Origin of the sequence: Streptomyces sp. NBC_01471 (assembly GCF_041438865.1) — a bacterium.
In the GTDB taxonomy this organism is placed as follows: Bacteria; Actinomycetota; Actinomycetes; order Streptomycetales; family Streptomycetaceae; genus Streptomyces.
In genome coordinates, this window is the sequence record NZ_CP109450.1 from 1,236,899 (window position 1) to 1,258,439 (window position 21,541).

At 67.4% G+C, this 21,541-nt stretch carries 19 protein-coding genes and 2 pseudogenes; 10 read left to right on the forward strand and 11 right to left on the reverse strand.

The features are described 5' to 3' along the window. Positions 1–78 precede the first annotated feature (78 nt). Positions 79–1,254 (forward strand): xylose isomerase, encoded by a 1,176-nt coding sequence (gene xylA, locus OG285_RS05410; protein ID WP_371790309.1) that lies wholly within the window; start codon positions 79–81, stop codon positions 1,252–1,254. 99 nt (positions 1,255–1,353) lie between these two features. Here the strand turns inward: xylA and acnA are convergent, their stop codons facing one another. Beyond that, on the reverse strand, positions 1,354–4,068 hold the full coding sequence (gene acnA, locus OG285_RS05415) for an aconitate hydratase AcnA (protein ID WP_371790310.1): 2,715 nt from the start codon (positions 4,066–4,068) through the stop codon (positions 1,354–1,356). A 317-nt stretch (positions 4,069–4,385) separates the two neighbouring features. Next, a complete protein-coding gene (locus tag OG285_RS05420; RefSeq protein WP_356830332.1) occupies positions 4,386–5,015 on the reverse strand; it encodes a TMEM175 family protein in 630 nt (209 codons plus the stop codon). Between the two features lie 159 nt (positions 5,016–5,174). Here OG285_RS05420 and OG285_RS05425 point away from each other — a divergent pair, with 159 nt between their 5' ends. Beyond that, positions 5,175–6,704, forward strand: a complete 1,530-nt coding sequence (locus OG285_RS05425) for a helix-turn-helix domain-containing protein (RefSeq protein WP_371790311.1) — start codon at positions 5,175–5,177, stop codon at positions 6,702–6,704. 391 nt (positions 6,705–7,095) lie between these two features. Here OG285_RS05425 and OG285_RS05430 read toward each other — a convergent pair whose 3' ends face one another. Next, on the reverse strand, positions 7,096–7,218 hold the full coding sequence (locus tag OG285_RS05430) for a hypothetical protein (RefSeq protein ID WP_371790312.1): 123 nt from the start codon (positions 7,216–7,218) through the stop codon (positions 7,096–7,098). Between the two features lie 1,830 nt (positions 7,219–9,048). On the opposite strand from OG285_RS05430, the gene OG285_RS05435 reads away from it, so the two are divergent. The 4 genes from OG285_RS05435 (at position 9,049) to OG285_RS05450 (ending at position 11,796) form a co-directional block, all read left to right on the forward strand. Continuing rightward, positions 9,049–9,231 carry a hypothetical protein gene (locus OG285_RS05435; protein ID WP_371790313.1) on the forward strand — a complete coding sequence of 61 codons (183 nt, stop codon included), beginning with the start codon at positions 9,049–9,051 and terminating at the stop codon, positions 9,229–9,231. Positions 9,232–9,514: 283 nt separating this feature from the next. Further along, the gene (locus OG285_RS05440) at positions 9,515–10,345 is read left to right on the forward strand and encodes a hypothetical protein (protein ID WP_371790314.1); all 831 of its coding nucleotides are present in this window, start codon (positions 9,515–9,517) and stop codon (positions 10,343–10,345) included. Continuing rightward, complete coding sequence (locus OG285_RS05445; protein ID WP_371790315.1) at positions 10,342–10,782, forward strand: hypothetical protein; 441 nt, start codon at positions 10,342–10,344, stop codon at positions 10,780–10,782. The genes OG285_RS05440 and OG285_RS05445 overlap by 4 nt, the downstream gene beginning before the upstream one ends. A gap of 177 nt (positions 10,783–10,959) precedes the next feature. Next, positions 10,960–11,796 carry an SAM-dependent methyltransferase gene (locus OG285_RS05450; protein WP_371790316.1) on the forward strand — a complete coding sequence of 279 codons (837 nt, stop codon included), beginning with the start codon at positions 10,960–10,962 and terminating at the stop codon, positions 11,794–11,796. Between the two features lie 38 nt (positions 11,797–11,834). Here the strand turns inward: OG285_RS05450 and OG285_RS05455 are convergent, their stop codons facing one another. The 4 genes from OG285_RS05455 to OG285_RS05470 all read right to left on the reverse strand — a co-directional run bounded on the left by OG285_RS05455 (position 11,835) and on the right by OG285_RS05470 (position 14,752). Then, positions 11,835–12,707 (reverse strand): helix-turn-helix domain-containing protein, encoded by an 873-nt coding sequence (locus OG285_RS05455; RefSeq protein WP_371793457.1) that lies wholly within the window; start codon positions 12,705–12,707, stop codon positions 11,835–11,837. Between the two features lie 142 nt (positions 12,708–12,849). After that, entirely contained in the window at positions 12,850–13,080 is a 231-nt protein-coding gene (locus OG285_RS05460) for a DUF397 domain-containing protein (protein WP_371790317.1), read from the reverse strand. 87 nt (positions 13,081–13,167) lie between these two features. Beyond that, complete coding sequence (locus OG285_RS05465) at positions 13,168–13,551, reverse strand: hypothetical protein (protein ID WP_371790318.1); 384 nt, start codon at positions 13,549–13,551, stop codon at positions 13,168–13,170. Positions 13,552–13,672: 121 nt separating this feature from the next. Then, positions 13,673–14,752, reverse strand: coding sequence for a protein kinase family protein (locus tag OG285_RS05470; RefSeq protein WP_371793458.1), 1,080 nt, complete (start codon positions 14,750–14,752; stop codon positions 13,673–13,675). A 240-nt stretch (positions 14,753–14,992) separates the two neighbouring features. On the opposite strand from OG285_RS05470, the pseudogene OG285_RS05475 reads away from it, so the two are divergent. Further along, positions 14,993–15,193 (forward strand): annotated as a pseudogene (locus OG285_RS05475) (Tn3 family transposase); the annotation flags it as partial. Between the two features lie 625 nt (positions 15,194–15,818). Here OG285_RS05475 and OG285_RS05480 read toward each other — a convergent pair. Further along, on the reverse strand, positions 15,819–16,691 hold the full coding sequence (locus tag OG285_RS05480) for an acetyl-CoA carboxylase biotin carboxylase subunit family protein (RefSeq protein WP_371790319.1): 873 nt from the start codon (positions 16,689–16,691) through the stop codon (positions 15,819–15,821). Then, positions 16,688–16,813 (reverse strand): annotated as a pseudogene (locus OG285_RS05485) (inosamine-phosphate amidinotransferase 1); the annotation flags it as partial. The pseudogene OG285_RS05485 and the gene OG285_RS05480, both read right to left, overlap by 4 nt. 144 nt (positions 16,814–16,957) lie before the next feature. Between OG285_RS05485 and OG285_RS05490 the strand changes: the two are divergent. Continuing rightward, a complete protein-coding gene (locus OG285_RS05490; RefSeq protein ID WP_371790320.1) occupies positions 16,958–18,154 on the forward strand; it encodes a cytochrome P450 in 1,197 nt (398 codons plus the stop codon). 131 nt (positions 18,155–18,285) lie between these two features. Here the strand turns inward: OG285_RS05490 and OG285_RS05495 are convergent, their stop codons facing one another. Together OG285_RS05495 and OG285_RS05500 are read right to left on the reverse strand one after the other, a co-directional pair. After that, positions 18,286–18,858, reverse strand: a complete 573-nt coding sequence (locus tag OG285_RS05495; RefSeq protein ID WP_371790321.1) for a hypothetical protein — start codon at positions 18,856–18,858, stop codon at positions 18,286–18,288. A gap of 232 nt (positions 18,859–19,090) precedes the next feature. Next, positions 19,091–19,630, reverse strand: a complete 540-nt coding sequence (locus OG285_RS05500; protein ID WP_371790322.1) for a hypothetical protein — start codon at positions 19,628–19,630, stop codon at positions 19,091–19,093. 293 nt (positions 19,631–19,923) lie between these two features. Between OG285_RS05500 and OG285_RS05505 the strand changes: the two genes are divergently transcribed. Beyond that, on the forward strand, positions 19,924–20,610 hold the full coding sequence (locus OG285_RS05505; protein ID WP_371790323.1) for an HNH endonuclease family protein: 687 nt from the start codon (positions 19,924–19,926) through the stop codon (positions 20,608–20,610). Between the two features lie 300 nt (positions 20,611–20,910). Further along, positions 20,911–21,312 carry a rodlin gene (locus OG285_RS05510; protein ID WP_371790324.1) on the forward strand — a complete coding sequence of 134 codons (402 nt, stop codon included), beginning with the start codon at positions 20,911–20,913 and terminating at the stop codon, positions 21,310–21,312. Positions 21,313–21,541 lie beyond the last annotated feature (229 nt).

The window sequence follows — 21,541 nt, forward strand, 5'->3', positions numbered from 1 at the left end:
GTATTAGTACTGTCGGCAAACAAATCCGCCGGGCGGCAGCGAACGGCCGCCCGGGCCCTCGTCGACAAGAGGCTGATCATGCCGGACCGATTCACCCCCGCCCCCAGCCCCACTGACAGGTTCACCTTCGGTCTGTGGACCGTCGGCTGGAAGGGCAACGACCCCTTCGGCGACCCGACCCGGCCCGCCCTGGACCCCGTCGAGTCCGTGGAGCGCCTGGCGGAACTGGGCGCGTACGGTGTGACCTTCCACGACGACGACCTGATCCCGTTCGGCTCGTCGGACAGTGAGCGCTCGGCACATGTCGCGCGCTTCAAGGACGCACTGGACCGCACCGGTCTCCAGGTCCCGATGGCCACGACGAACCTGTTCACGCACCCCGTTTTCAAGGACGGCGGCTTCACGTCCAACGACCGCGGCGTGCGGCGCTTCGCACTGCGGAAGGTCATCCGCAACATCGATCTCGCGGCGGAGCTGGGCGCGCGGACGTACGTGGCGTGGGGCGGCCGTGAAGGCGCCGAGTCCGGGGCCGCCAAGGACGTCCGGGTGGCGCTCGACCGGATGAAGGAGGCGTTCGACCTGTTCGGCGAGTACGTCGTGGACCAGGGGTACGACCTGCGTTTCGCCATCGAGCCCAAGCCGAACGAGCCTCGCGGCGACATCCTGCTGCCCACGGTCGGCCACGCCCTCGCGTTCATCGAGCGACTGGAGCGCCCGGAGATGTACGGGGTGAACCCGGAGGTGGGCCACGAGCAGATGGCCGGCCTGAACGTCACCCACTCCATCGCCCAGGCCATCTGGGCGGGCAAGCTCTTCCACATCGACCTCAACGGCCAGTCCGGCATCAAGTACGACCAGGATCTGCGCTTCGGAGCGGGCGACCTCCGCCAGGCCTTCTGGCTCGTCGACCTCCTGGAGAGCTCCGGCTACTCCGGACCGCGCCACTTCGACTTCAAGCCGGTCCGCACCGACGGCTTCGACGGCGTCTGGGAATCGGCGAAGAACTGCATGCGGAACTACCTGATCCTCAAGGAACGCGCGCTGGCGTTCCGTGCCGACCCGGCCGTCCGGGAGGCGCTGGCCGCCTCGCGGCTGGACGAGCTGGCCGTGCCCACCGCTGCCGACGGGCTCAAGGGCCTGCTGTCGGACCGCTCCGCGTACGAGGACTTCGACACCGCGACGGCGGCGGAGCGCAGCATGGCCTTCGAGGCGCTGGACCAGCTGGCCATGGAGCACCTGCTCGGCGTCCGCTGACCCCCGGGCGCACGGAGGACCTGGACACACGGAAGAAGGGCCGTATCCCCGCGGTGCTGCGCGGGGATACGGCCCTTCGTGGCCTCGCGGCCCGTCCGCCTACTTGCGGATCAGGTTGCGCAGCACGTACTGCATGATGCCGCCGTTGCGGTAGTAGTCCGCCTCACCGGGGGTGTCGATGCGGACGACCGCGTCGAACTCCACGCCGGTGTCGGTGGTGACCTTGACCGTGCGGGGCGTGGTGCCGTTGTTCAGCTCGGTCACGCCGGTGAAGGAGAAGGTCTCCTGACCGGTCAGGCCGAGCGACTCGGCGGTCTTGCCCTCGGGGAACTGGAGCGGCAGGACGCCCATGCCGATGAGGTTCGAGCGGTGGATGCGCTCGTACGACTCGGCGATGACGGTCCGGACGCCGAGCAGCGCGGTGCCCTTGGCCGCCCAGTCGCGGGACGATCCTGAGCCGTACTCCTTGCCCGCCAGGACGGTCAGCGGGATGCCGGCGGCCTGGTAGTTCTGCGAGGCGTCGTAGATGAACGACACCGGGCCGTCCGCCTGGGTGAAGTCGCGGGTGTAGCCGCCCTCGGTGCCCGGCGCGATCTGGTTGCGCAGGCGGATGTTGGCGAACGTGCCGCGGATCATGACCTCGTGGTTGCCGCGGCGCGAGCCGTAGGAGTTGAAGTCGCGGCGCTCGACGCCGTGCTCCGTGAGGTACTTGCCGGCCGGGGTGTCGGCCTTGATCGCGCTGGCCGGGGAGATGTGGTCGGTGGTGACCGAGTCCCCCAGCTTGGCGAGGACCCGGGCTCCGGTGATGTCCTCGACCGGGGTGGTCTCCATCGTCATGCCCTCGAAGTACGGGGGCTTACGGACGTAGGTGGACTCGGGGTCCCACTCGAAGGTGTTGCCGGTCGGGATGGACAGCGCCTGCCACTGGGCGTCACCCGCGAAGACGTCCTGGTAGGACTTGTTGAACATGCCCTCGCCGATGGTGTTCGCCACGACGTCGTTGACCTCGGCCTCGGTGGGCCAGATGTCCTGGAGGTAGACCGGCTTGCCCTCCTGGTCGGTGCCCAGCGAGTCCTTGGTGATGTCCACCTTCATGGAGCCCGCGATGGCGTACGCGACGACCAGCGGCGGGGACGCCAGGTAGTTCATCTTGACGTCGGGGTTGATGCGCCCCTCGAAGTTGCGGTTGCCGGAGAGCACCGACGTCACGGCCAGGTCGTGGTCGTTGACGGCCTTGGAGACCTCGTCGGGCAGCGGGCCCGAGTTGCCGATGCAGGTGGTGCAGCCGTAGCCGACGAGGTTGAAGCCGACCTTGTCGAGGTACGGGGTGAGCCCGGCCTTGTCGAAGTAGTCGGTGACGACCTTCGAGCCCGGGGCGAGGGTGGTCTTGACCCAGGGCTTGCGGGTCAGGCCCTTCTCGACGGCCTTCTTGGCCACCAGCGCGGCGGCGACCATGACGTACGGGTTCGAGGTGTTGGTGCAGGAGGTGATCGCGGCGACGGTGACGGCGCCGTGGTCGATCTCGTACGTCGAGCCGTCGGGGGCCGTGACGGTGGTCGGACGGCTCGGCACGCCGTTGTGGGCGGCCGGGGCGTCGGAGGCCGGGAAGGACTCCTTGCCGGACTCCTCGTCCTCGGAGACGTAGTTGCGGACGTCCTGGGCGAACTGCGCCTTGGCGTTGGCGAGGACGATGCGGTCCTGCGGGCGCTTCGGCCCTGCGATGGACGGGACGACCGTGGCGAGGTCGAGCTCCAGCTTCTCGGAGAAGTCGGGCTCGGCGGCCGGGTCGAGCCAGAGGCCCTGCTCCTTGGAGTACGCCTCGACGAGCGCGACCTGCTTCTCGTCACGGCCGGTCAGCCGCAGGTAGTTCAGCGTCTCGGCGTCGATCGGGAAGATCGCGGCGGTGGAACCGAACTCCGGCGACATGTTGCCGATGGTGGCGCGGTTCGCGAGCGAGGTGGCGGCGACGCCCTCACCGTAGAACTCGACGAACTTGCCGACGACGCCGTGCTTGCGCAGCATCTCGGTGATCGTGAGGACCAGGTCGGTGGCGGTGGTGCCGGCGTTCAGCTCGCCGGTCAGCTTGAAGCCGACGACGCGCGGGATGAGCATCGAGACCGGCTGGCCGAGCATCGCGGCCTCGGCCTCGATCCCGCCGACGCCCCAGCCCAGCACACCCAGGCCGTTGACCATGGTGGTGTGCGAGTCGGTGCCGACGAGGGTGTCGGGGTACGCCTGGCCGTTGCGGACCATGACGGTGCGGGCCAGGTGCTCGATGTTGACCTGGTGGACGATGCCGGTGCCCGGGGGGACGACCTTGAACTCGTCGAAGGCGGTCTGGCCCCAGCGCAGGAACTGGTAGCGCTCCTTGTTGCGGCCGTACTCCAGCTCGACGTTCTGCGCGAAGGAGTCCGACGTACCGAACTTGTCGGCGATGACGGAGTGGTCGATGACCAGCTCGGCCGGGGCCAGCGGGTTGATCTGCGCGGCGTCACCGCCGAGCTCCTTCACGGCCTCGCGCATGGTGGCGAGGTCGACGACGCAGGGCACACCGGTGAAGTCCTGCATGATCACGCGGGCCGGCGTGAACTGGATCTCCTGGCTCGGCTGAGCCTGCGAGTCCCAGCCGCCCAGCGCCCGGATGTGGTCGGCGGTGATGTTCGCGCCGTCCTCGGTACGCAGCAGGTTCTCCAGCAGGACCTTCAGGCTGTAAGGGAGGCGCGCGGAGCCCTCGACCTTGTCCAGCTTGAAGATCTCGTACGACTCGTCGCCCACGCGCAGCGTGCTGCGGGCGTCGAAGCTGTTCGCCGACACGACAGTCTCCTTCATCAAAGTGCGCGTTCTACCGCGCCGCGCCTCATATGCGCCGGCGCCGCGTGGTGCCGCCTACGGCTGCTCGGCCATCCGCTACAGTGAGGATTAGTTAGGTAACCCTTACCGAGTGACGGCCGCGATGCGCCTCGGCAGATATCTCGATGTCGAGATAACTCTAGTACACGTCCGCGCGGAGGTCATGCGGGGCTGCCCTGCCGACCGCTGTCAAGCGGTTCCGCCCGGTCGGCCGCGGGTCTGGCTGCACAGCCGGTAGCCACCGGTTCCAGAAGCTGTTCGGGCCCGGAGCGGGACGCTCTTCAGGTTGCCTCCGGCCGGTCCCCTCGGTCCCGTTCGCGCCTGCCGAGCACCAGCTTGACCGGGACCAGGACCGCCCACGTCCACAGGGCCGCTCGCGGGGAGAGGAAAGCGATCGGCACCGTCGCGCCGAAGACCAGGACGGACGAGCACAGGTCCAGGACGATGTACCGGCCGGTGCGTCCGGAGATCGGCCGCGCCATCCACGGGCGGCACCAGATGGTGAGGAACAGCGCCAGCTCCAGCAGGTCGATGACGGCGACGGTCGCCGCGTAACAGGCCACGGCCAGCGGCTGCGACGCGTAGTCCGACAGCAGGGTGGTCGGGAACGGGACCAGCGCGATGGCCCCCAGCCCGGCCAGCGCGAACCGCAACGTCATTCCGTCCACCCGGTGGGCCAGATTCAGGATCCGCCGGTGATCGCGCCAGAAGCCCGCGAGAATGGTGAAGCTCAGCGCGTAGGCGCCCAGCGCCGGCAGCAGCCGGTGCAGCGCGTGACGGAAGGCGTCCGCGTCCAGGTCGTCCCTCACCCGGATGTCGAGCACCAGCAGGGTCATGGCGATGGCGAAGATCCCGTCGGAGAGCGCGACGAGCCGCTCCGGGCTCTTCCTGTCCGCTCCGATGGTGCTCATCCGGCACAGCGTGATCGGGTCGGGGCACGGAACCCCGTAATTACTCCGACAGCGGGCAAGCCGGACAGGCCCGCGGCCGGCCCCGCCGCCACCCCACCCATCACTCCAATGGCCCACCCCGAGGAGTCGGCATCTCATATGTGAGATAGCGTCTGCCGCATGGCAGATGACTACCTCGTACGCATCGGCAAGCTCATCCGTGTCGCCCGTCAGCACCGGGGCTGGACACAGACCCAGCTGGCCGATGCGCTCGCCACAAGCCAGAGCGCCGTGAACCGCATCGAGCGCGGAAACCAGAACATCAGCCTTGAGATGATCGCCCGGATCGGCGAAGCTCTCGACAGCGAGATCGTCTCGCTGGGCTACGCCGGACCGATGCATCTGCGGGTGGTCGGCGGACGCCGGCTCTCCGGCGCGATCGACGTCAAGACGAGCAAGAACGCCTGTGTGGCGCTGCTTTGCGCCTCGTTGCTCAACAAGGGCCGGACGGTGCTGCGCAGAGTCGCGCGCATCGAGGAGGTGTACCGCCTGCTGGAGGTACTCAACTCCATCGGCGTGCGCACCCGCTGGATCAACGACGGCAAGGACCTGGAGATCGCCCCGGGCGCCGACGTGGACATGGCTGCCATCGACGCGTCGGCCGCACGCCGCACCCGCTCGATCATCATGTTCCTCGGCCCGCTGCTGCACCGCCTGGACAACTTCAAGCTGCCGTACGCGGGCGGCTGCGACCTGGGCACCCGCACCATTGAGCCCCACATGATCGCGCTGCGCCGCTTCGGGCTCGAAATCACCGCGACGGAGGGGCTCTACCACGCACAGGTGGAGCGGGGCGCCGCCCCCGACCGCCCGATCGTGCTGACCGAGCGCGGTGACACGGTCACCGAGAACGCGCTGCTCGCCGCCGCGCGCAGCGACGGCGTGACCGTCATCCGCAACGCGTCCTCCAACTACATGGTCCAGGACCTGTGTTTCTTCCTGGAGGCGCTGGGCGTACGGGTGGACGGCGTGGGCACCACGACGCTGACCGTGCACGGGGTGCCGGAGATCGACGTGGACGTCGACTACTCCCCCTCCGAGGACCCGGTCGAGGCGATGAGCCTGCTGGCCGCCGCCGTGGTGACCGAGTCGGAACTGACGATCCGCCGGGTCCCCGTCGAGTTCATGGAGATCGAGCTCGCGGTCCTTGAGGAGATGGGCCTCGACCACGACCGCGGCGCCGAGTACGCGGCCGACAACGGCCGGACCCGCCTGGTGGACCTGACCGTACGGCCCTCCAAGCTCGAAGCCCCGATCGACAAGATCCACCCGATGCCCTTCCCGGGGCTCAACATCGACAACGTGCCGTTCTTCGCGGCCATCGCGGCGGTCGCGCAGGGCCAGACCCTGATCCACGACTGGGTCTACGACAACCGCGCGATCTATCTGACGGACCTCAACCGGCTGGGCGGCAGACTGCAACTCCTCGACCCGCACCGGGTGCTGGTGGAGGGGCCGACCCGCTGGCGCGCAGCGGAGATGATGTGCCCGCCGGCACTGCGTCCGGCGGTGGTGGTACTGCTGGCGATGATGGCGGCAGAGGGCACGTCGGTGCTGCGCAATGTGTACGTGATCAACCGCGGATACGAGGAACTGGCGGAGCGGCTCAACTCCGTGGGCGCGCAGATCGAGATCTTCCGCGACATCTGACCGGCGGGGTGTCGTGACCCTTAGGGGCACGGGGCACGACACCCCTAAATGCCTGTCGACCTGCGGTTATACCCTTTCTCGACCTTCCATTGATCACCGCTACTTTTCATCACCTTGTGCAACGCGTGTGCAAGAGGATCTTGAATGGGTAACGATGCGTCAGACACGCTTGATTGCCCGTCATCCTTTACGGAGAGTGCTCACCAGAGGGGCCTCGCCATGCCCGCAGCGACGCCACCACCGACGTCCCTTAAATTCGGAGTTCAGCCCTCGCCGCGCACGCGCATCACACGGCTACGGCCAGTTCCAGCCCGGACCTCCATACGTACCCGCGCTCCTTCGGTCATCCGGCTGCCGACCGAGGCGCTCGCCGCATACTCAGAAGCCCTGCTCAGAAGCACGTCAGGTGAGCAGTGAGATGTGTGTTGTTGTCGTCGAACCCGACCAACAAGATGGTCAGGATGGAGACGAGGACCCGTAGCGGCACGGAGATCGGCGGGACGGGCTTCGTCATGGCGAACCTTCACCCAGCCACCTCGGACCCCGGGCTAATATGCCCCGGCCCCCGGCTCGCCGATCAGTGCCATGGCTAAGGGTGTTCTGCACGGTCAGGACGAGCGCAGTGCGGGCACGGCGCGTGGCGCGGTCGAGTCGACGCACGTGGCGTGACAACGGGATGGGAGGGCGGACGCGTACATGGAAGCCAGCAAGGTCATCAAGACCACGAAGGGCAGCAGCGCGGACATGTCGGTCAAGTACAAGGAGACGGCGCGGGGCGGACTGGCGGTCAACATCATCGAGTGCTGAGAAACAGCCTCTGATCAGCGGTTTCTTATCTTTCAGCTCTGTCACGCGCTTTCCCGCTTGCACAGCGGATCATCCCTGGAAAGTCCCCGTGACAGAGCTGAAAGTGCCTGAAAAGTCCCTGGGATCTCGCTGCACAACGAGGCTGTGAGACGTTCACTCTCCATCGAGCCTCGCCAGGTATGGGCACGGTGCGCGTCGGGGACGCAAGCACTTCCCCTCCGCGAGACCAACGCATTACAAGTCCGTGAGCGACCATGCCGCGTCATGTCCTGAAGTGCTGCCAGTTCTCGTTTTCGCTGATCAGAGCACATGCGCAGGTTTCGTTAGTGTTGTCTCGTGTCGGCAAGTTCGAAGGCGTCCGCGCTCCCCTTGCGCTCCCCAGCTGCCTGCAGCAGATCCCGTTGCGAAGCCGAGTCGGGAACGAGGACGCCGTGCCCCGAACCCTCCCCGACCGCACGCGCAGGGGCGCTCTCTGGGCGAGAACCGGCGGCCGACCTGTTGGCGGCATCAGAATCCGTTGCGCCAAGCGCCTTGTAGTGAACCTACAAGCGCAGGCATCTCTACGCTGGAGTTCCAGGCCAGGCTGAGGCCAGCGATGACGCCGACGATGTGCGGCGCGGTGACCTCCGGCTCGGGGTGATGCCCCGGATAGCGCGTGGCCACCTGCTCCCGGGTTCCGCCACGGCGTGCAGCCTGGCGAACCTAAGACTGGGACGGCTGGGCGAGGATGCGCCCCCAGGGCGGATCGTGTTTCCTGAAAGGGCTGTTGGTGGATGGGACAACCACCAAGCAGGACAGCTCTTGGATGAACGCTTGACCAGAGTTGCAGCTGTGCGCGAATTGCCCAGTGCGTCACACGTGAGTTTCCCAGGAGGCACTGACCGGCGCGTGGCACCATTCGCCCAGCAAATCCCGCCACCGGCGAGCCGCGACCACCGGGGCCTGCATCATTGCTGTCGATGGACGCGGCAGTGGGTCTCCCATGTCGAGCCAAGGCGATTATTCACAACCGCACATTTGCTGTTTTCCCATCTGCACGTACTGCTGCACCTGGACGTCAACGTTCCTCTTCTCGACGCGTTGGGTTCGAATCTAGGAAGGTTGAGACCGTCGCCATCTGCTTGTTTTTCATGTGCGTTCATAAAGAACTCAAATTCGATCGCCAAAGCGACCTTTAGTGGGCGCCTACGCGATCGTAACTTTCCATTTGGAACCCTGGAGGCCCCCATCCCGGAGTGGGTTGCATATGGGATGCGTGTTGCACGAGGGGAAACTTCGGCAAGTGGCAGCGAAGTCAGAATTACCCAGATAGTCTGATGACGTATCACGGTCTTTCGATGGCGGACTGTGATGCCGATGGCCCCGGGATTACGCCCCGGGGCCACCTCTGTCAGGCCATCGCTAACCGAGAAAGGTTATGTACATGACCTTTGGAGTAAACCCGGAGTCTGCTAAGGCGTTCCCGGGCCACCCCCACGGGAGTATCCCTCACGCGAGTACCGGTGAAACCACGGAGATCTCCCGGACCGAAGTACGTTTGTGCGGGAGTCTCTTCACCGTCACGATTCTGGTCGTCGCTGCCGTCTTCATCATCACGGTACTCCCGGTTGTGCTGGGCCTGCCTGGCTACTGGCCGTTGCCGGTGCTGTCCTTCGTGGCCTTGCTGCTGAAGGCCAGCCGGCAGAGCACGCTTCGCCGGTTCCACTACCGCAGGGCCTGACCCCCTGTCGGGTGGGGCCGCTCAACAGCGGCCCCACCCGGCCTCAACGGCCAGCTCCGGATGCTGCGGGCGAGCGTGCTCCGGGGTGGCGAAGGGAGACCTGATGGCGAAGCCATTGCGGCGGGTCCGGTGCGTGCAGTGCGGCGAACCCATCGAGAGGACAACGCGGGGCGGGCGCCCCCGAATTTACTGTGCGTCGCGGTGCAGGCGCCGAGCCCAGCGTGAACGAGACCGCGCCCGGCGTGATCCCGGACCATCGTGGTGGCCGATCGCCCACGATCTGGTGACCAGCAGCCTTCAGCTGTACGGCGGACAGCAACTGGAGCTTAAGAGCGCCTCCTTGCTCGCCGAGCGCATCGCTTGGGATGCGAAATGCCTGGTCGCGGTCGCCGTCGATACCGCGTTGCGCCGTGGTGACAGCTGGCAGGACATCGCCGTCGCGGCCGGGGTGAACCGGGCATCGGCCACGGCAAGATGGGGCGGGTCCCGCGTCTCAGAGCTGCTGGCCGCACGACTGCCGCCACCGATGATCCTGAGGGCGGCCGCGGACTTTCCGGCGCGGCCCGTGCCCTGCGCTCCGCGGGTTCCGTGCCCCCGCACCTCGGGCAGGGTGGCACCCGGCGCCCGGCGGGATCTCGGAGCTGCGCTGCGCACGCTCCGCAGAGCCTCCCGTACCAGCCTCTCGGAGGCAGCGGCCGTCACCGGGCAGACGCTTGAGCAGATCACCGACATCGTCGAAGGGCGGACAGTGAGGTCCTGGCCCGTGACGTACACCGTCGCGCACGCCCTGGGCGGCGAGCCGCAGGACCTGCTGCACTTGTGGGAGCACGCTTCGGGTGAGCGGCTGGCGACCCACGGGAGCAACGGCACGGACCGTCTGGCGGCGGCCTTGCGGGGTGCCTGGCTGGCTGCCGGAGGGCCCAGCCCGGCGATCGTGTCGGATGTCGATGTGGCAGTGGCCCGCGCCACCCTTTGTGGACGGGTGGTTCCGCCGTGGCCCATGGTGAGCGCGCTCCTGGCCGGGTTCGGTGCGGACCCGGCAGCGTTCGAGCAGTTGTGGGTCGTTGCGCGGGCCACTCAGCTGGAATCCGATGAACAGGTGGTGCCGTCATGAGCCGGCGGAGGGGCGGCGACGCACGTCTATTCGCCAACTGGCTCGGGTACCACGCGCTCTGCGAGGCGAACCGGTCGGCGTATGTCCAGTACGCGGAACGGCGGTGCATCGACCGCGCCGAGGCCCGACGGTGCGTCGACACCGTGCTGGCGGCACTGGAAGACTCATGGATCGCGGTACTGGGCAGCCGGTGCCCCGCGGACCGCATCTGGACCGACCTACGCGCCGAAGCCGCGCGCCGGACCCCCATCACTGGCAGTCGAGCCGGTCGGCTTCACGCCATCCTCAGACCCGCCCAGGCCGACATCGTGATCCTCCACCACGATCTGGGCCTGCCCGTCGAGCGGGCTGCTCACCTCATGGGAATGCCGGCCCCCGTCGCGAGCGCCCTGTTGCGCAGTGCGGCACGGGCACTCGGTGCCCAGTTCGACGGGTGAAGCCTGGTCGGCGCACGTCCTCGAAGAAGGTGTGCGCTGACCAGCATTTCGCACCCCCTGTGGCGCATTTCTAACCCCGCCAGCCCCTGGGAATGACTAGCCGTCATCCGTACGCGCTTCTAGAATCAGCCCTTACGTTCAGGGATACAGCCCAGACCAGGGCTTAGGGGAGCGCGTATGACCAACGGGGAGAAACCCCAAACTAACCGCGTGATCGACACCAGCCGGGCCAGTGCAGCGCGCATGTACGACTGGCTCTTAGGGGGGACGGAAAACTACGAAGTCGACCGGACCGCTTGCGGTGAACTCCTGACGATCGCACCGAGCACCCAGCAGCTCGCGCGCAACAACCGGGCCTTCCTCCGCCGCGTCGTTCGGTTCCTCGCCGCGGAAAAAGGGATCGCCCAGTTCCTGGACCACGGGAGCGGCCTGCCCACGCAGGACAACGTTCACCAGGTGGCCCAGCACATCGCCCCCGGCACCAAGGTCGTCTACGTCGACAACGACCCGATGGTCCTCGCCCACGCTCGGACACACCTTGATGACAACGTGAACACGATGGTCGTCGACTACGACATGCGGCTCACAAAAGACATCAGGAGCGCTACCAGCGAATTTCTCGACTGGAGCGAACCCATCGCGGCGCTGTTCGTCTCCGTCCTGCACTGCTTGCCCGATGCGGACGATGAGACCGACCCGGCGGCCCTGATAAGAGCCGTCTCCGAACAGCTCGCTCCCGGCAGTTACGTGGTCATCTGCCAGCTGGTCAGCGACGACCCCGACGTACGCGACGGCGTTACTCGCCTGATGGACGGCGCCACCGGAGGCAAATGGGGCCGCGTGCGCCAACCGCACGAAGTGGCTCGCTACTTCGATTCTCTGGACATTGAAGAGCCCCCCGGCCTGGTCGACGTAATCGATTGGCTTCCCGACTCACCGTCTCCGCCCCCAGGCATGCGCCCGGAGGACTGGGTCGAATGGGGTGGGGTCGGCCGCGTCCGCACCCAAAGGTGACACCGGCGCCAGAGGAGCAGCTGCGCGGGGCCCAACGCCTAGCACGGCTGCTCCTCCTCCGCGGCGATCCGCTCCCAGTAGTCGATGGCGCGTTCCAAGGCCACCACACTGTCCTCACGGGTGTATACGTTCTCGCGGATGTTGGTGAGCTGACTTCGCGTGCGGTCGAGTTCTGCCCTCTGGGTGATGTAGTTGGCGCTGTTCGCATGCTCGACGTACGCCAGCTCCTGATGCTCACCATCGAGGAACGACAGGTGAAAAATGGGAGCGGGCAACGCAATGACCTGCTTCGGCAGAATGCGTACGGTCACCTTGTCGGCCGCGGCTGCATCGCGGAGGTATCGCATCTGCTCCGCCATCATGCGGCCTGGCCCGAATCCCTCGTACAGAACCCTCTCGTAGATGAGTGCTGCCAGACTTGGCCCATCACCGCCGAGCCTCAGCTGCCGCTCCATCCGAAGGAGAACGAGAAGCTCAATGTCTCTTTCGGAGCGGTCGACCTCTATGAGGCGGACCAGCGCACGTGCATACTCCTCGGTCTGCAAGAGCCCTGGTACGACGCGAGGTTCGTAGACCGTGATCCGGGAGGCAGACCGCTCTAGACCGATGAGGCGCTTGAAGTAGGCCGGCGTGACATCGCTGAACCGCTGGATCAGGTCCTCGTTCCCGACCTGCTGGTGCAACTGATCGAGGTGGGCCCGCTCCTCGCGCGAGACACCGTAGAACATGGCAAGGTCGTTCAGATCACGGTACTTGACGGGGTTCTGCCCCCGCTCCAGGCGACTGATCTTCGATGTGCTGGCGCGGATAACCCGGGCCGCGTCGGCCAGCGTATAGCCTCGCCGTTCACGGGAACGGCGGAGCTCGGCTCCCAGCATCCGGCCACTGAGACTGTCGCCCGAATCCTGCATGGAAACCACGGGACCATCCGGCCGAGAATTGTGGGCGGCGGGCATGCGAACTCCGAAAAGGGGAGGACAGACGTTCCCCACAGAATGCCGGAGGCATGCCCGCCACCACAAACTATGGCCAGCGCATCACGTCTAGTTATCCCTAGGTGGCGAGGCGGTCGAACTCGCTCCCCTTAGCACCCGCCAGGAACGCGCTCCACTCGGCCTCGGTGAACACGAGGGCCGGGCCGGCCGGGTGCCGGGAGTTCCTCACCGCGACGCCACCACTGGGCAGCCCGGCCGCCTCGACGCACTCACCCCCTCCGATGCTCGCCCGCGCCTTCTTCCACGTAACGCCCTCAATCTCGGCGGCGGAAACCCCATTCTCTACCACGCCATAACCACCTTCACTGCTCGCTGAACTGCCGCTCCACGTACCGGGGTTTCCCATACGAGAATCCCCTGAGTCGCAGATGCAAGACTAGAGGGTTTCACCCGGGAAGGCATTTCCCCGAAAGGGTGCAGTTCGATTCCTCTTTTCGAATAAAAGACAAAGCCGTGAAGAGGAGGGTCCGCCACCCGGAGCCCACGCGGTCTCCACCGTCAACCGGTTCTCCTGGATCTCAGCCCAGGCGGCGCGCTCCAGCGCGATCAGGTCATCCGGAATGTCATCAGTCGCCACGCCCGGATCCTGGAGCGCCGGTGCACCGAGCTCCGCAGACGCGTCGAACAGCTCCGGGACCAGCAGAGAAGCCACCCGCCGCAGCCAGCAGAACAACTGCCCAACGACTCGCCCAGCAGTGTCGTCCGCACCCTCACCGCCCAGCTCGCCGAACTCAAGCAACGGCACCGCGACGAAGTCCAAGCCCCGCGGCAGACCATCGAAGCGGCCCAGAGCGAGAACCTCGAATTCGGCGCCGCCTCGGCCCCCGGCACACCGCTCGCCCCGAGACCTCCTGACATCGCTCTCGTGCGGAGTCACGGTCTCAGTGGAGCGCCGTGACCGCGTCGCCCCGGATCCGCTCGATCTCAGCGGCCGGAAACGAGGTTCGCTTACTCTCGGTGAGTAGGCGGCGGCGGAACTCGCCCATGACGACGGCAGTCCGGGCATGCCGGTCGATGATCGCCGCGATCTCAGGCCGGACCCCCTCGGGCCGTCGGCCAGTCACCCACTCGCGCAGAAACTCCTCGTGTTCCGTGCCGCCACGCAGGCGCTCGGGCAAGTGGTGGCGGAGGAGATGCCTCGCGGTGTGGCAGTGGTCGTAGGCGAGATGGTTTGAGAGGAACTCGACCTCGACCGCTGACAGTTCGAAGCTGGAGCTCAGGGCGAGTCCGAAGTCCGCGAAGTAGAGCAGTCGGCCGTCAGTCAGCACATTGGCGAAGTGGGCGTCGAAGTGGACCAGCCCGTGCGAGCTCATGAAGGCGGTCCCCCTCGCCAGAGCCTCCTCCACCCACGGATAAGGCGAGCCCTCCTCGCTCTCCAGTACACCTTCCCGGCGGTTGTCCAGCCACGTGGCGAGCGTCTGCGGCACGTGTTCCAGGAAGAGCACCAGGCTGGACGAAGACCGGCCGATGGCCTCCAGCCGCTCGCGCACCGCCGATGAGCCCTCCCAGTGCGCGACCGCCCCCTCGATGCCCCCGAACTCGTCGGCGAACGCCTCGGGAGGAGAGTCGGGCAGGATGCGCCAGTGGTACATCAGCGGAAAGCCGTCGTACTCATTCCCGAGGACCCAGTGAGTCGTCATTGTGTGCACGGCCAGCTCCCGCCAGGCCCCGAACCCCGCTGAGCCCACCCCGTACTGGTAGAACATCGGCAGCCCGAAGAGATTCGCCGTCGACCGCACGTTCTCCGGTCGCAACTCCAGCTCCGTCAAGGGGACCCGCTTGACGAACACCTTCGTCCCGTCGATGTCCAGCTCCGCCAACCGGCCCCCGATCCCTGACCCGAGCGGGCTGGCAGCAGCCACGACCTCGCCAAGGCGACGGTCGCTCAGCAGGGACAGGCGCGTGGCCACGGTCCCATAAGTCGCGAGCCGCCCGGCATACCGCGGGTCTGGGTGCTGCATCGTGGACTCCTCGGTGCCCCGAACCTGGGCGTCGGTGATCTCGCGAACCTGATCGACCATATCCGCCGCGTCCTTCCAGGCAAGTCCTCGAAGCCGCCCAAGAGCGAAGGCCCCCGGCCCTGCCTCGGCCCTCGACCCATCTCCCGCTCCAGACCCTTTGACGCCGATCTCTTGCGGACGCGACCGCAAGTGCTCTACTTCCGCGAACACCAGCCGTTCACCCCCTTTGCCCCAGATACGCTGTTCAACATCCGGAACATGAACGCTGCGGTGAACCAAGCTGCGGGCGGACGGCTTCGACGTCCACGACGAGGACGTCGCCCGCCTCTCACCGTTCGTACGGCGGCACATCAACATGCACGGCCGGTACTCTTTCCAGCTGCCCGACCTGCTTGGTGGGATGCGGCCCCTGCGCGACAGCACGCCGCCGACGACGAGTGAGTACCGCCAGTTCTCCGTCGCCTCGAACGCGGCGATGAATGCCGCGACCCGGGCCCTCATGTCGGGGGTCGAGCGGAGAGCGGCGGCCAGGGACCGGGCCAGGAAGCGCGCTGCCTCGGCCTGCTGGCCGGCGAAGGCCCGGACCATCCGCTGGGCGCCCGGGTAGTTGGTGCGCAGGACAAGGGCAGGGGCGGGGAAGCAGGCCGCTGTGATCACCGCATCGGACCCGGATTCGTGCGCCTCACGTGTGACGGGCCCTCTCATCGGCCGGTTCTGGCCGAGCGGCCGGGGACCGGTCCCGGTTCGCCGTGGTGTGGTTCGACTTCGATGCGGATTTTACGCAGTTGTGCGTCGGCCCGCTCCTCGACCTCGGCAGCTCCAGGCCGGTGACCACGAACGATCCGAGCCGGTGGCCGTTGGCTCCCGATCGCCGCCCGCCAGCGGACGAACGGCACGTCCGGCCCCGTCGCCGGGAATCCGGAGAGCAAGGTCAGCCGTCCGGCACGCGAGCTGGTCACGAACCGTACGGTCGCATACCCGTGGGCGGTGGGATCGAGTGCAGCTGCGCGGCCGAGGGCGACGTCGAGGAGAGCCGCCCACACGTCGATGCCCAGGGCGTGTTGGATCAGGACGCCGATCTGCCCGGCGGCGAGGCGGGCGCCGATCTCGATGACCGTGCACCGCCCGTTCTCGTCGACGATGATCTCGGTGTGCGAGGCACCGTGCCGGATACCGGCCGTCTGGATGGCCGCCTCCGCCTCCGGGTAGACGGCCGGTGGCAGCGGACGGGGAGGCTGTGACCGGTCTCGGCTCTCTTTTGGCCGGCGGTCACCTGCTTCCGGGTTACGGCGAGGTGCGTCGTGGTGCCGTCTTGCGTAAGGGACTCGACGCTGTATTCCGTCCCCGCGGCGTATGCCTGGACCAGGATGTGCGGGTCGCCGCCGCTTTCGTACATGCCGACCGCCGCGCGGGCGGTGTCGGCGGCCGCGCCGGCCGGGCCGGTCACCACCGTGACGCCGGCGGAGCCCCCCGCGGACACAGGCTTGACGACGCACGGGAAGCCGACCCGTGGGTCTGCCAGCGTGGCCCGCAGCCCGGCCTCGTCGCGGACGAGGACCGAGTACGGGGTGCGTATCCCAGCCATGGTGAACGTCTCGGCCATGGCGGCCTTGTCCCGGGCCGCCCGTGCGGCGGCGGGGTCGTTGCCGGGCAGCCCCAGTTCGGCGCAGAGGTGCGCGGTGAGGTCGGTCAGGTATTCGTTGACGGTGAGCACGGCGCCGACACCGTGGCGGAGGGAGTACGCGGCGATCTCGTCGAGGGCCCGGCCCGGCCGGGCGAAGTCGGTGACGACGCGCCCGGCCAGCAGTCCCTTCGGTTCCGGCCCGTAGCCCGCGTACATCGCGGCGTGGACCTGGTACCCGCGGACGGCCGCTGTCGTGGCGAGGAAACCTGCCTCGGGGCCGGCCGCGTCCAGTAACAGCACGCCTGGGAGGGTCACGACAGGTAGTCCTCGAAGCCGCCGGTGCGGTGGGTGTCCAGAGTGAAGAAGCGGAACCCGCCCCCGAACAGGCGTCGGTGCCGGTGCCGTACGGGCACCACGTCGAAGCCCTCGGTCTCCAGCAGCTTGGCCAGGCCGGTGTACTCCTGGTTGACTTATGCGACGATCGTCACGGTGCCCAACGTTTCCAGCGACCCTCCATGCGAGTTGAGAGTTGTTGAGCGGCTGAGCCGTACCTGGATCGAACCCTGTCTCCTGGAGTCGATGTGCCCGCCATACCGGTCAGCGATGTAGATCTCTACACCCGGGAGGCGCGGACCGACCCGTATCCGATCTATGAGGAGCTTCGCGCGCTCGGTCCGGTGGTGCGTCTGTCGCGCCACGACCTGTACGCGATCCCGCGCTATCGAGACGTGCGAACGGCCCTCATGGACTGGCGTACCTTCTCATCGGCCCGCGGTGTGTTCGTCGACCCGGCGATGAACGCCCAGCTGGAAGGCATCACGCTGTGCAGTGATCCACCCGAGCACACCACGATGCGCTCGGTTCTGGGGCGTCCCCTTCGGCAGGACAGGATGCGCGATGTCACGCCCACGATCGAGGCCGAAGCGGACCGCGTCGTCACGGCATTGGTCGCCCGGGGCCGGTTCGACGCCGTGACGGAACTGGCTGCGCACCTGCCCATGGCCGTCGTCTCCGACCTTGTCGGCATCCCCGAGCAGGGGCGCGCCAAGATGTTGGAATGGGCCGCGGCCATGTGGGACATGCAGGGCCCGGCCAACGAGCGCTTCACGAAAGCCGCGCCGGCCGTCGAAGAGTTCATGGCCTATGTCACGCACGAGGCGGTACCCGGGCGTATCGACCCCGACGGCTGGGCCTCACAGCTGTACCAGGCCGCCGCTCAAGGGGAGTTGCCGCGCGACAAGTGTCCCGCGATGATGCTCGACTACATCACACCGAGCCTCGACACGACCATCCTCGCAATCAGCAACGCGATAGCTCTCTTCGCCGAGAACCCTGAACAGTGGGACCTGCTGCGCGCCGACAGATCCCTCATTCCCCACGCGATCAATGAGACGCTGCGCCTGGAATCCCCGGTCCCGCAGTTCAGCCGGGTCCTGACCGAAGATCACGAAATCGACGAGGTCCTTCTCGCCGCAGGCAGCCGAGTGGCGCTTCTCTACGGCTCGGGCAATCGCGACGAGCGCCACTATCAGGATCCCGAGCGTTTCGACATCACCCGTCGCGCCTCGGACCATCTGGCCTTCGGGCGCGGTGAACACGTCTGTATCGGCATGCACTTGGCCCGCCTGGAGATGGGCGCGCTGCTGGACCGGCTCGCTGACCGTGTGAGCCGGTTCGAGATCGTGACGTCGACCCCGCTCATCAACAACGGCCTGCGCGGCCTTCAGCACCTTGAAGTCACCGTTCGGACCGGAGAACACGCCGCGACGGCCGGATGAAGGGCTCTCGGCCGATGCGAGGAGGCCAAGGCTTTGAACTTTCAGCTTGTCCTACCTTTCAAGCGGGTCGGGCAGAGCAGGTGGGCTCGGATGTTCCTGTCCGGTGTGCGGCGGTGCGTCGTCAGCTGAGCTCAGCGGTGGGCGTAGTGGAACAGGCGCGAGCGGGCGTCCTTCTCGGTTAGCCCCAGGGCGGCCGCGAGGGTCTCGTCCGAGACCGCGTCGGCCTCCACGTAGTGGGCCGCCATTTCCCCGGCGTCGCGGGTGATTCGCTCCAGAGCGGCCACCGCTTTCAGAGCGGCGAGCGGAGCGTCGGTGACAAGAGCATCAAGCTGTTCCCCGACCTGGTCCAGCAGGGCGACGAGTCCGGCGGGCAACGGCGTCGACCGCGCCCCGACTTCTTCCATGTGCCGCTGCCAGTCGCTCTCCGGGCCCTGGGTGTCGAAGAGGTATGGGCGCCTGCTGTCCACGCTCTCCCAGTCGACCGGGTACCGCTCACCGCCCCGCCAACCGCACGAGCACGATCCCCGCAGATCCGTGGCCCGCGGCGCACGGAGCGTCCCGTTATAGATCCACCAGTCGCTGCTCTCGTGCACGGTCGGGCCGCTGCCGGTATCGAAGATCACCGGCTTCGGCTCGCTCCCGTCAGCCAGCAGCACCCCCGGCCTGCCCTCGTGCGAAGTCCCGAACTCCTCGACCTGCCACATGACTCCCACACCCTTCTCAAGACCCTGTCTCCCCGCGGGCCGGGCTGGCCGCGCCAACGATTTCGGGCACTCTCGGAGGAGAGCACCGCCCCGGCCCCGGTATCCAGGTCTGACCATGCCCGAACGGATCAGGTGACGACTTGCGAATACCCGAACCGGTGAAGAGCAGCGAGGATGGACTACGCGCCCGGCCTCCAGGAAGGTCCGGTTCCACCGACGACTTGGCAGAGGGTCACATGGCGAGAAGTGCCCAGCGTCGGCGGCCGCCGTGCTCCTGGTCGGTATCGACTCCGCATGACACCACGCCCAGCCCCGCGAGCTCATGCAACAGCCCGTCGTCGGTCGGGGCCTGGCCGTGCTGGTGTGAAAGGACCACGACCAGGGCGTGCTCGTCCTGGTCGGCAAGGTGAATGCTGAGCCTGGTTCCCTCGCCCACCGCGGCAGTCACCAGGGCGGTCACCACCTGGGCCACAGCCTCTCCGTCGGGCCCGTAGCCCCACTCCCCCAGCTGCCCGGCAACGAGCCGGCAGGCTTTCGCGGGCGCCCAAGGCTGGGCCTCCAGCGGCCAGTTCGCGCCGCGCCGGTTCGCCATCGTCACCACCGGCCGGCCACGCCCCGCCACCGCGGTCCCGGCGCCGAGCGGCCCATACGAACGCACAGGATCACGCTGCGGGCGCGGCGGTTCCACCGGCTTCTTCGGCGGCGGCGGGGTCTTCGGCGGGTATGAGGGTGGGGTCGGGCTCTCGCCGGTGTGCAGCGGTGCAGTCGTCACAGCAGCCTCCCCGAGGCAGACACCAGGCCGGAACAGCCCATGAGCCCATCGTAGGGAACAGTGCGTCCGATGGGTCCTCGCTCGTCAAATGAGGGCTAGCGATCTGCAAGACGACCGTCATCTACGAACTGGGCTTCGAAGCCGATGCGGATTCCGTTCCGCCTTGCTCCGGGAGCTGGCCCCGGGCCCTGCGGCGGTGCCGACCTGGGCCGTAAATACGACCTATCCACGGACGAGTGATCATCAGGGCGGTACGCCCAACCCGGTCTCCCCGTAGCCGATATCAACAGTGCGTGATCAAGAACCTGATGCGCGGCCTCGCGGCCGCCGCCCTTCTCACCCTGCCCCTCGCCGCCGCCGCACCCGCGCCGGCCGCCAACCTTCCCCTCCCCCACGCCGCGCCCGCACCTGAGACCACGTCGCTCACCAACGGGATCGCTCGACTGCCCGTGGCTCCCGAGCATCGTGAGGGGTACGAGAGGACGAAGTTCAAGCACTGGGTCGACGCCGACCACAACGGGTGCAACACCCGGGCCGAGGTCCTGATCGCCGAGTCACGCACGAAGCCGGTCATCGAAGCGGGCTGCAAGATCGTCTCGGGCACCTGGTACTCGTACTACGACGGGATCACCGTCACCGCCCCCGGCGGCCTCGACATCGACCACATGGTCCCGCTCGCCGAAGCCTGGGACTCCGGGGCCTCGGGCTGGACAGCCGCCCGCCGCCAGGCGTACGCCAATGACCTCGACGCCCCCCGCAGCCTCGCCGCTGTCAGCGCGAAGGCCAACCGGTCCAAGAGCGACCAGGACGTCACCGACTGGCTGCCGCCACTGACCGATGCCCGCTGCCAGTACGCCTCGGACTGGACCTCCACCAAACTCCGCTGGGGCCTCACCGTCGACACCGCCGAGCGCACCGCGCTGGAGCACATCGCCTCCGGCTGCGGGCAGACCAACGTGGAGTACGAGACCGCACCGTAAGACCGCCGTACGTGCGCCCGTCGGCGGGCGGGCGCACGTACCGCACCCCGGTCACGCCCAAGGGTGTCCGCGGAACGCAACCACGGCCCACCCCTGCTGATCATCTCTGGGGCTCGCCCACATTCCGCGGCTCACTCACGCCGATGTCTGCGAGAACCCCGTCGACACCTGACCTCATTTCGATCGTTAGCAACCTGCGCCAGCCGACACTCCAACGATCAGGTGAATTGATCCAGATGTGCCTGATCGCTGCGTCTACTGGTGCGCGTCCCTGTTCAATCACCATTCCACTGGAGTGACATGCGCGCCCGTACCGCCCTCACCGCCGCAGCCCTTGCCGCCGCGGCCATCGCCGGCGCCGCTGGCAACGCAGCCGCCATCGGCGACGGTGGCACCACATCCCTGAGCGGCAACGGCTCCGAGCAGGCCTTCGGCAACTCGAAGACCGACGGTGCCCAGAGCCCGCAGCTGACCCTCGTCCAGGGCTCCCTGAACAAGCTGTGCGCCGGCGTGCCCGTCAAGGCCAACGTGGGATCCCTCGTCGGTGTCGTGCCGGTCGCGGTCCAGGACATCCCCGTCCTGTCGTCCCCGCAGAACCAGCAGTGCACCGAGAACTCCTCCCAGGCCAAGGGCGACGAGCCCCTGTCCCACATCCTCGACCAGATCCCGGTGCTGTCCGGCAATGGCGTCGGCAACGGCTGACCGTCCTGTTCTGAGCTGTCAGCGGCCCGCCCACCACGGATCAGCCTTCGCCCGGGAAGCATCCTGAAGGAGATCACGTCAACGGGCGGGCCGCAGTCATGACCGGAGAGCTCCACGCTGAATCGGCGTGCCCTTCGCGGCCTATGGCCGGCCTGCCGGAAGACCGGCAGGACTGCAGCCCCTTGGCCAATGGCCCGGTGCGGCTGAAGGTCTCGGCGTGGGCCTCCGC

What these genes read in the sequence shown, in the direction of transcription:
- xylA (WP_371790309.1), top strand. Translation starts at nt 79, where the DNA reads ATGCCGGACCGATTCACCCCCGCCCCCAGCCCCACTGACAGGTTCACC.
- OG285_RS05420 (WP_356830332.1), bottom strand. Translation starts at nt 5,015, where the DNA reads ATGAGCACCATCGGAGCGGACAGGAAGAGCCCGGAGCGGCTCGTCGCG.
- OG285_RS05425 (WP_371790311.1), top strand. Translation starts at nt 5,175, where the DNA reads ATGGCAGATGACTACCTCGTACGCATCGGCAAGCTCATCCGTGTCGCC.
- OG285_RS05430 (WP_371790312.1), bottom strand. Translation starts at nt 7,218, where the DNA reads ATGACGAAGCCCGTCCCGCCGATCTCCGTGCCGCTACGGGTCCTCGTC.
- OG285_RS05445 (WP_371790315.1), top strand. Translation starts at nt 10,342, where the DNA reads ATGAGCCGGCGGAGGGGCGGCGACGCACGTCTATTCGCCAACTGGCTC.
- OG285_RS05450 (WP_371790316.1), top strand. Translation starts at nt 10,960, where the DNA reads ATGACCAACGGGGAGAAACCCCAAACTAACCGCGTGATCGACACCAGC.
- OG285_RS05455 (WP_371793457.1), bottom strand. Translation starts at nt 12,707, where the DNA reads ATGCAGGATTCGGGCGACAGTCTCAGTGGCCGGATGCTGGGAGCCGAG.
- OG285_RS05470 (WP_371793458.1), bottom strand. Translation starts at nt 14,752, where the DNA reads ATGCAGCACCCAGACCCGCGGTATGCCGGGCGGCTCGCGACTTATGGG.
- OG285_RS05495 (WP_371790321.1), bottom strand. Translation starts at nt 18,858, where the DNA reads ATGTGGCAGGTCGAGGAGTTCGGGACTTCGCACGAGGGCAGGCCGGGG.
- OG285_RS05510 (WP_371790324.1), top strand. Translation starts at nt 20,911, where the DNA reads ATGCGCGCCCGTACCGCCCTCACCGCCGCAGCCCTTGCCGCCGCGGCC.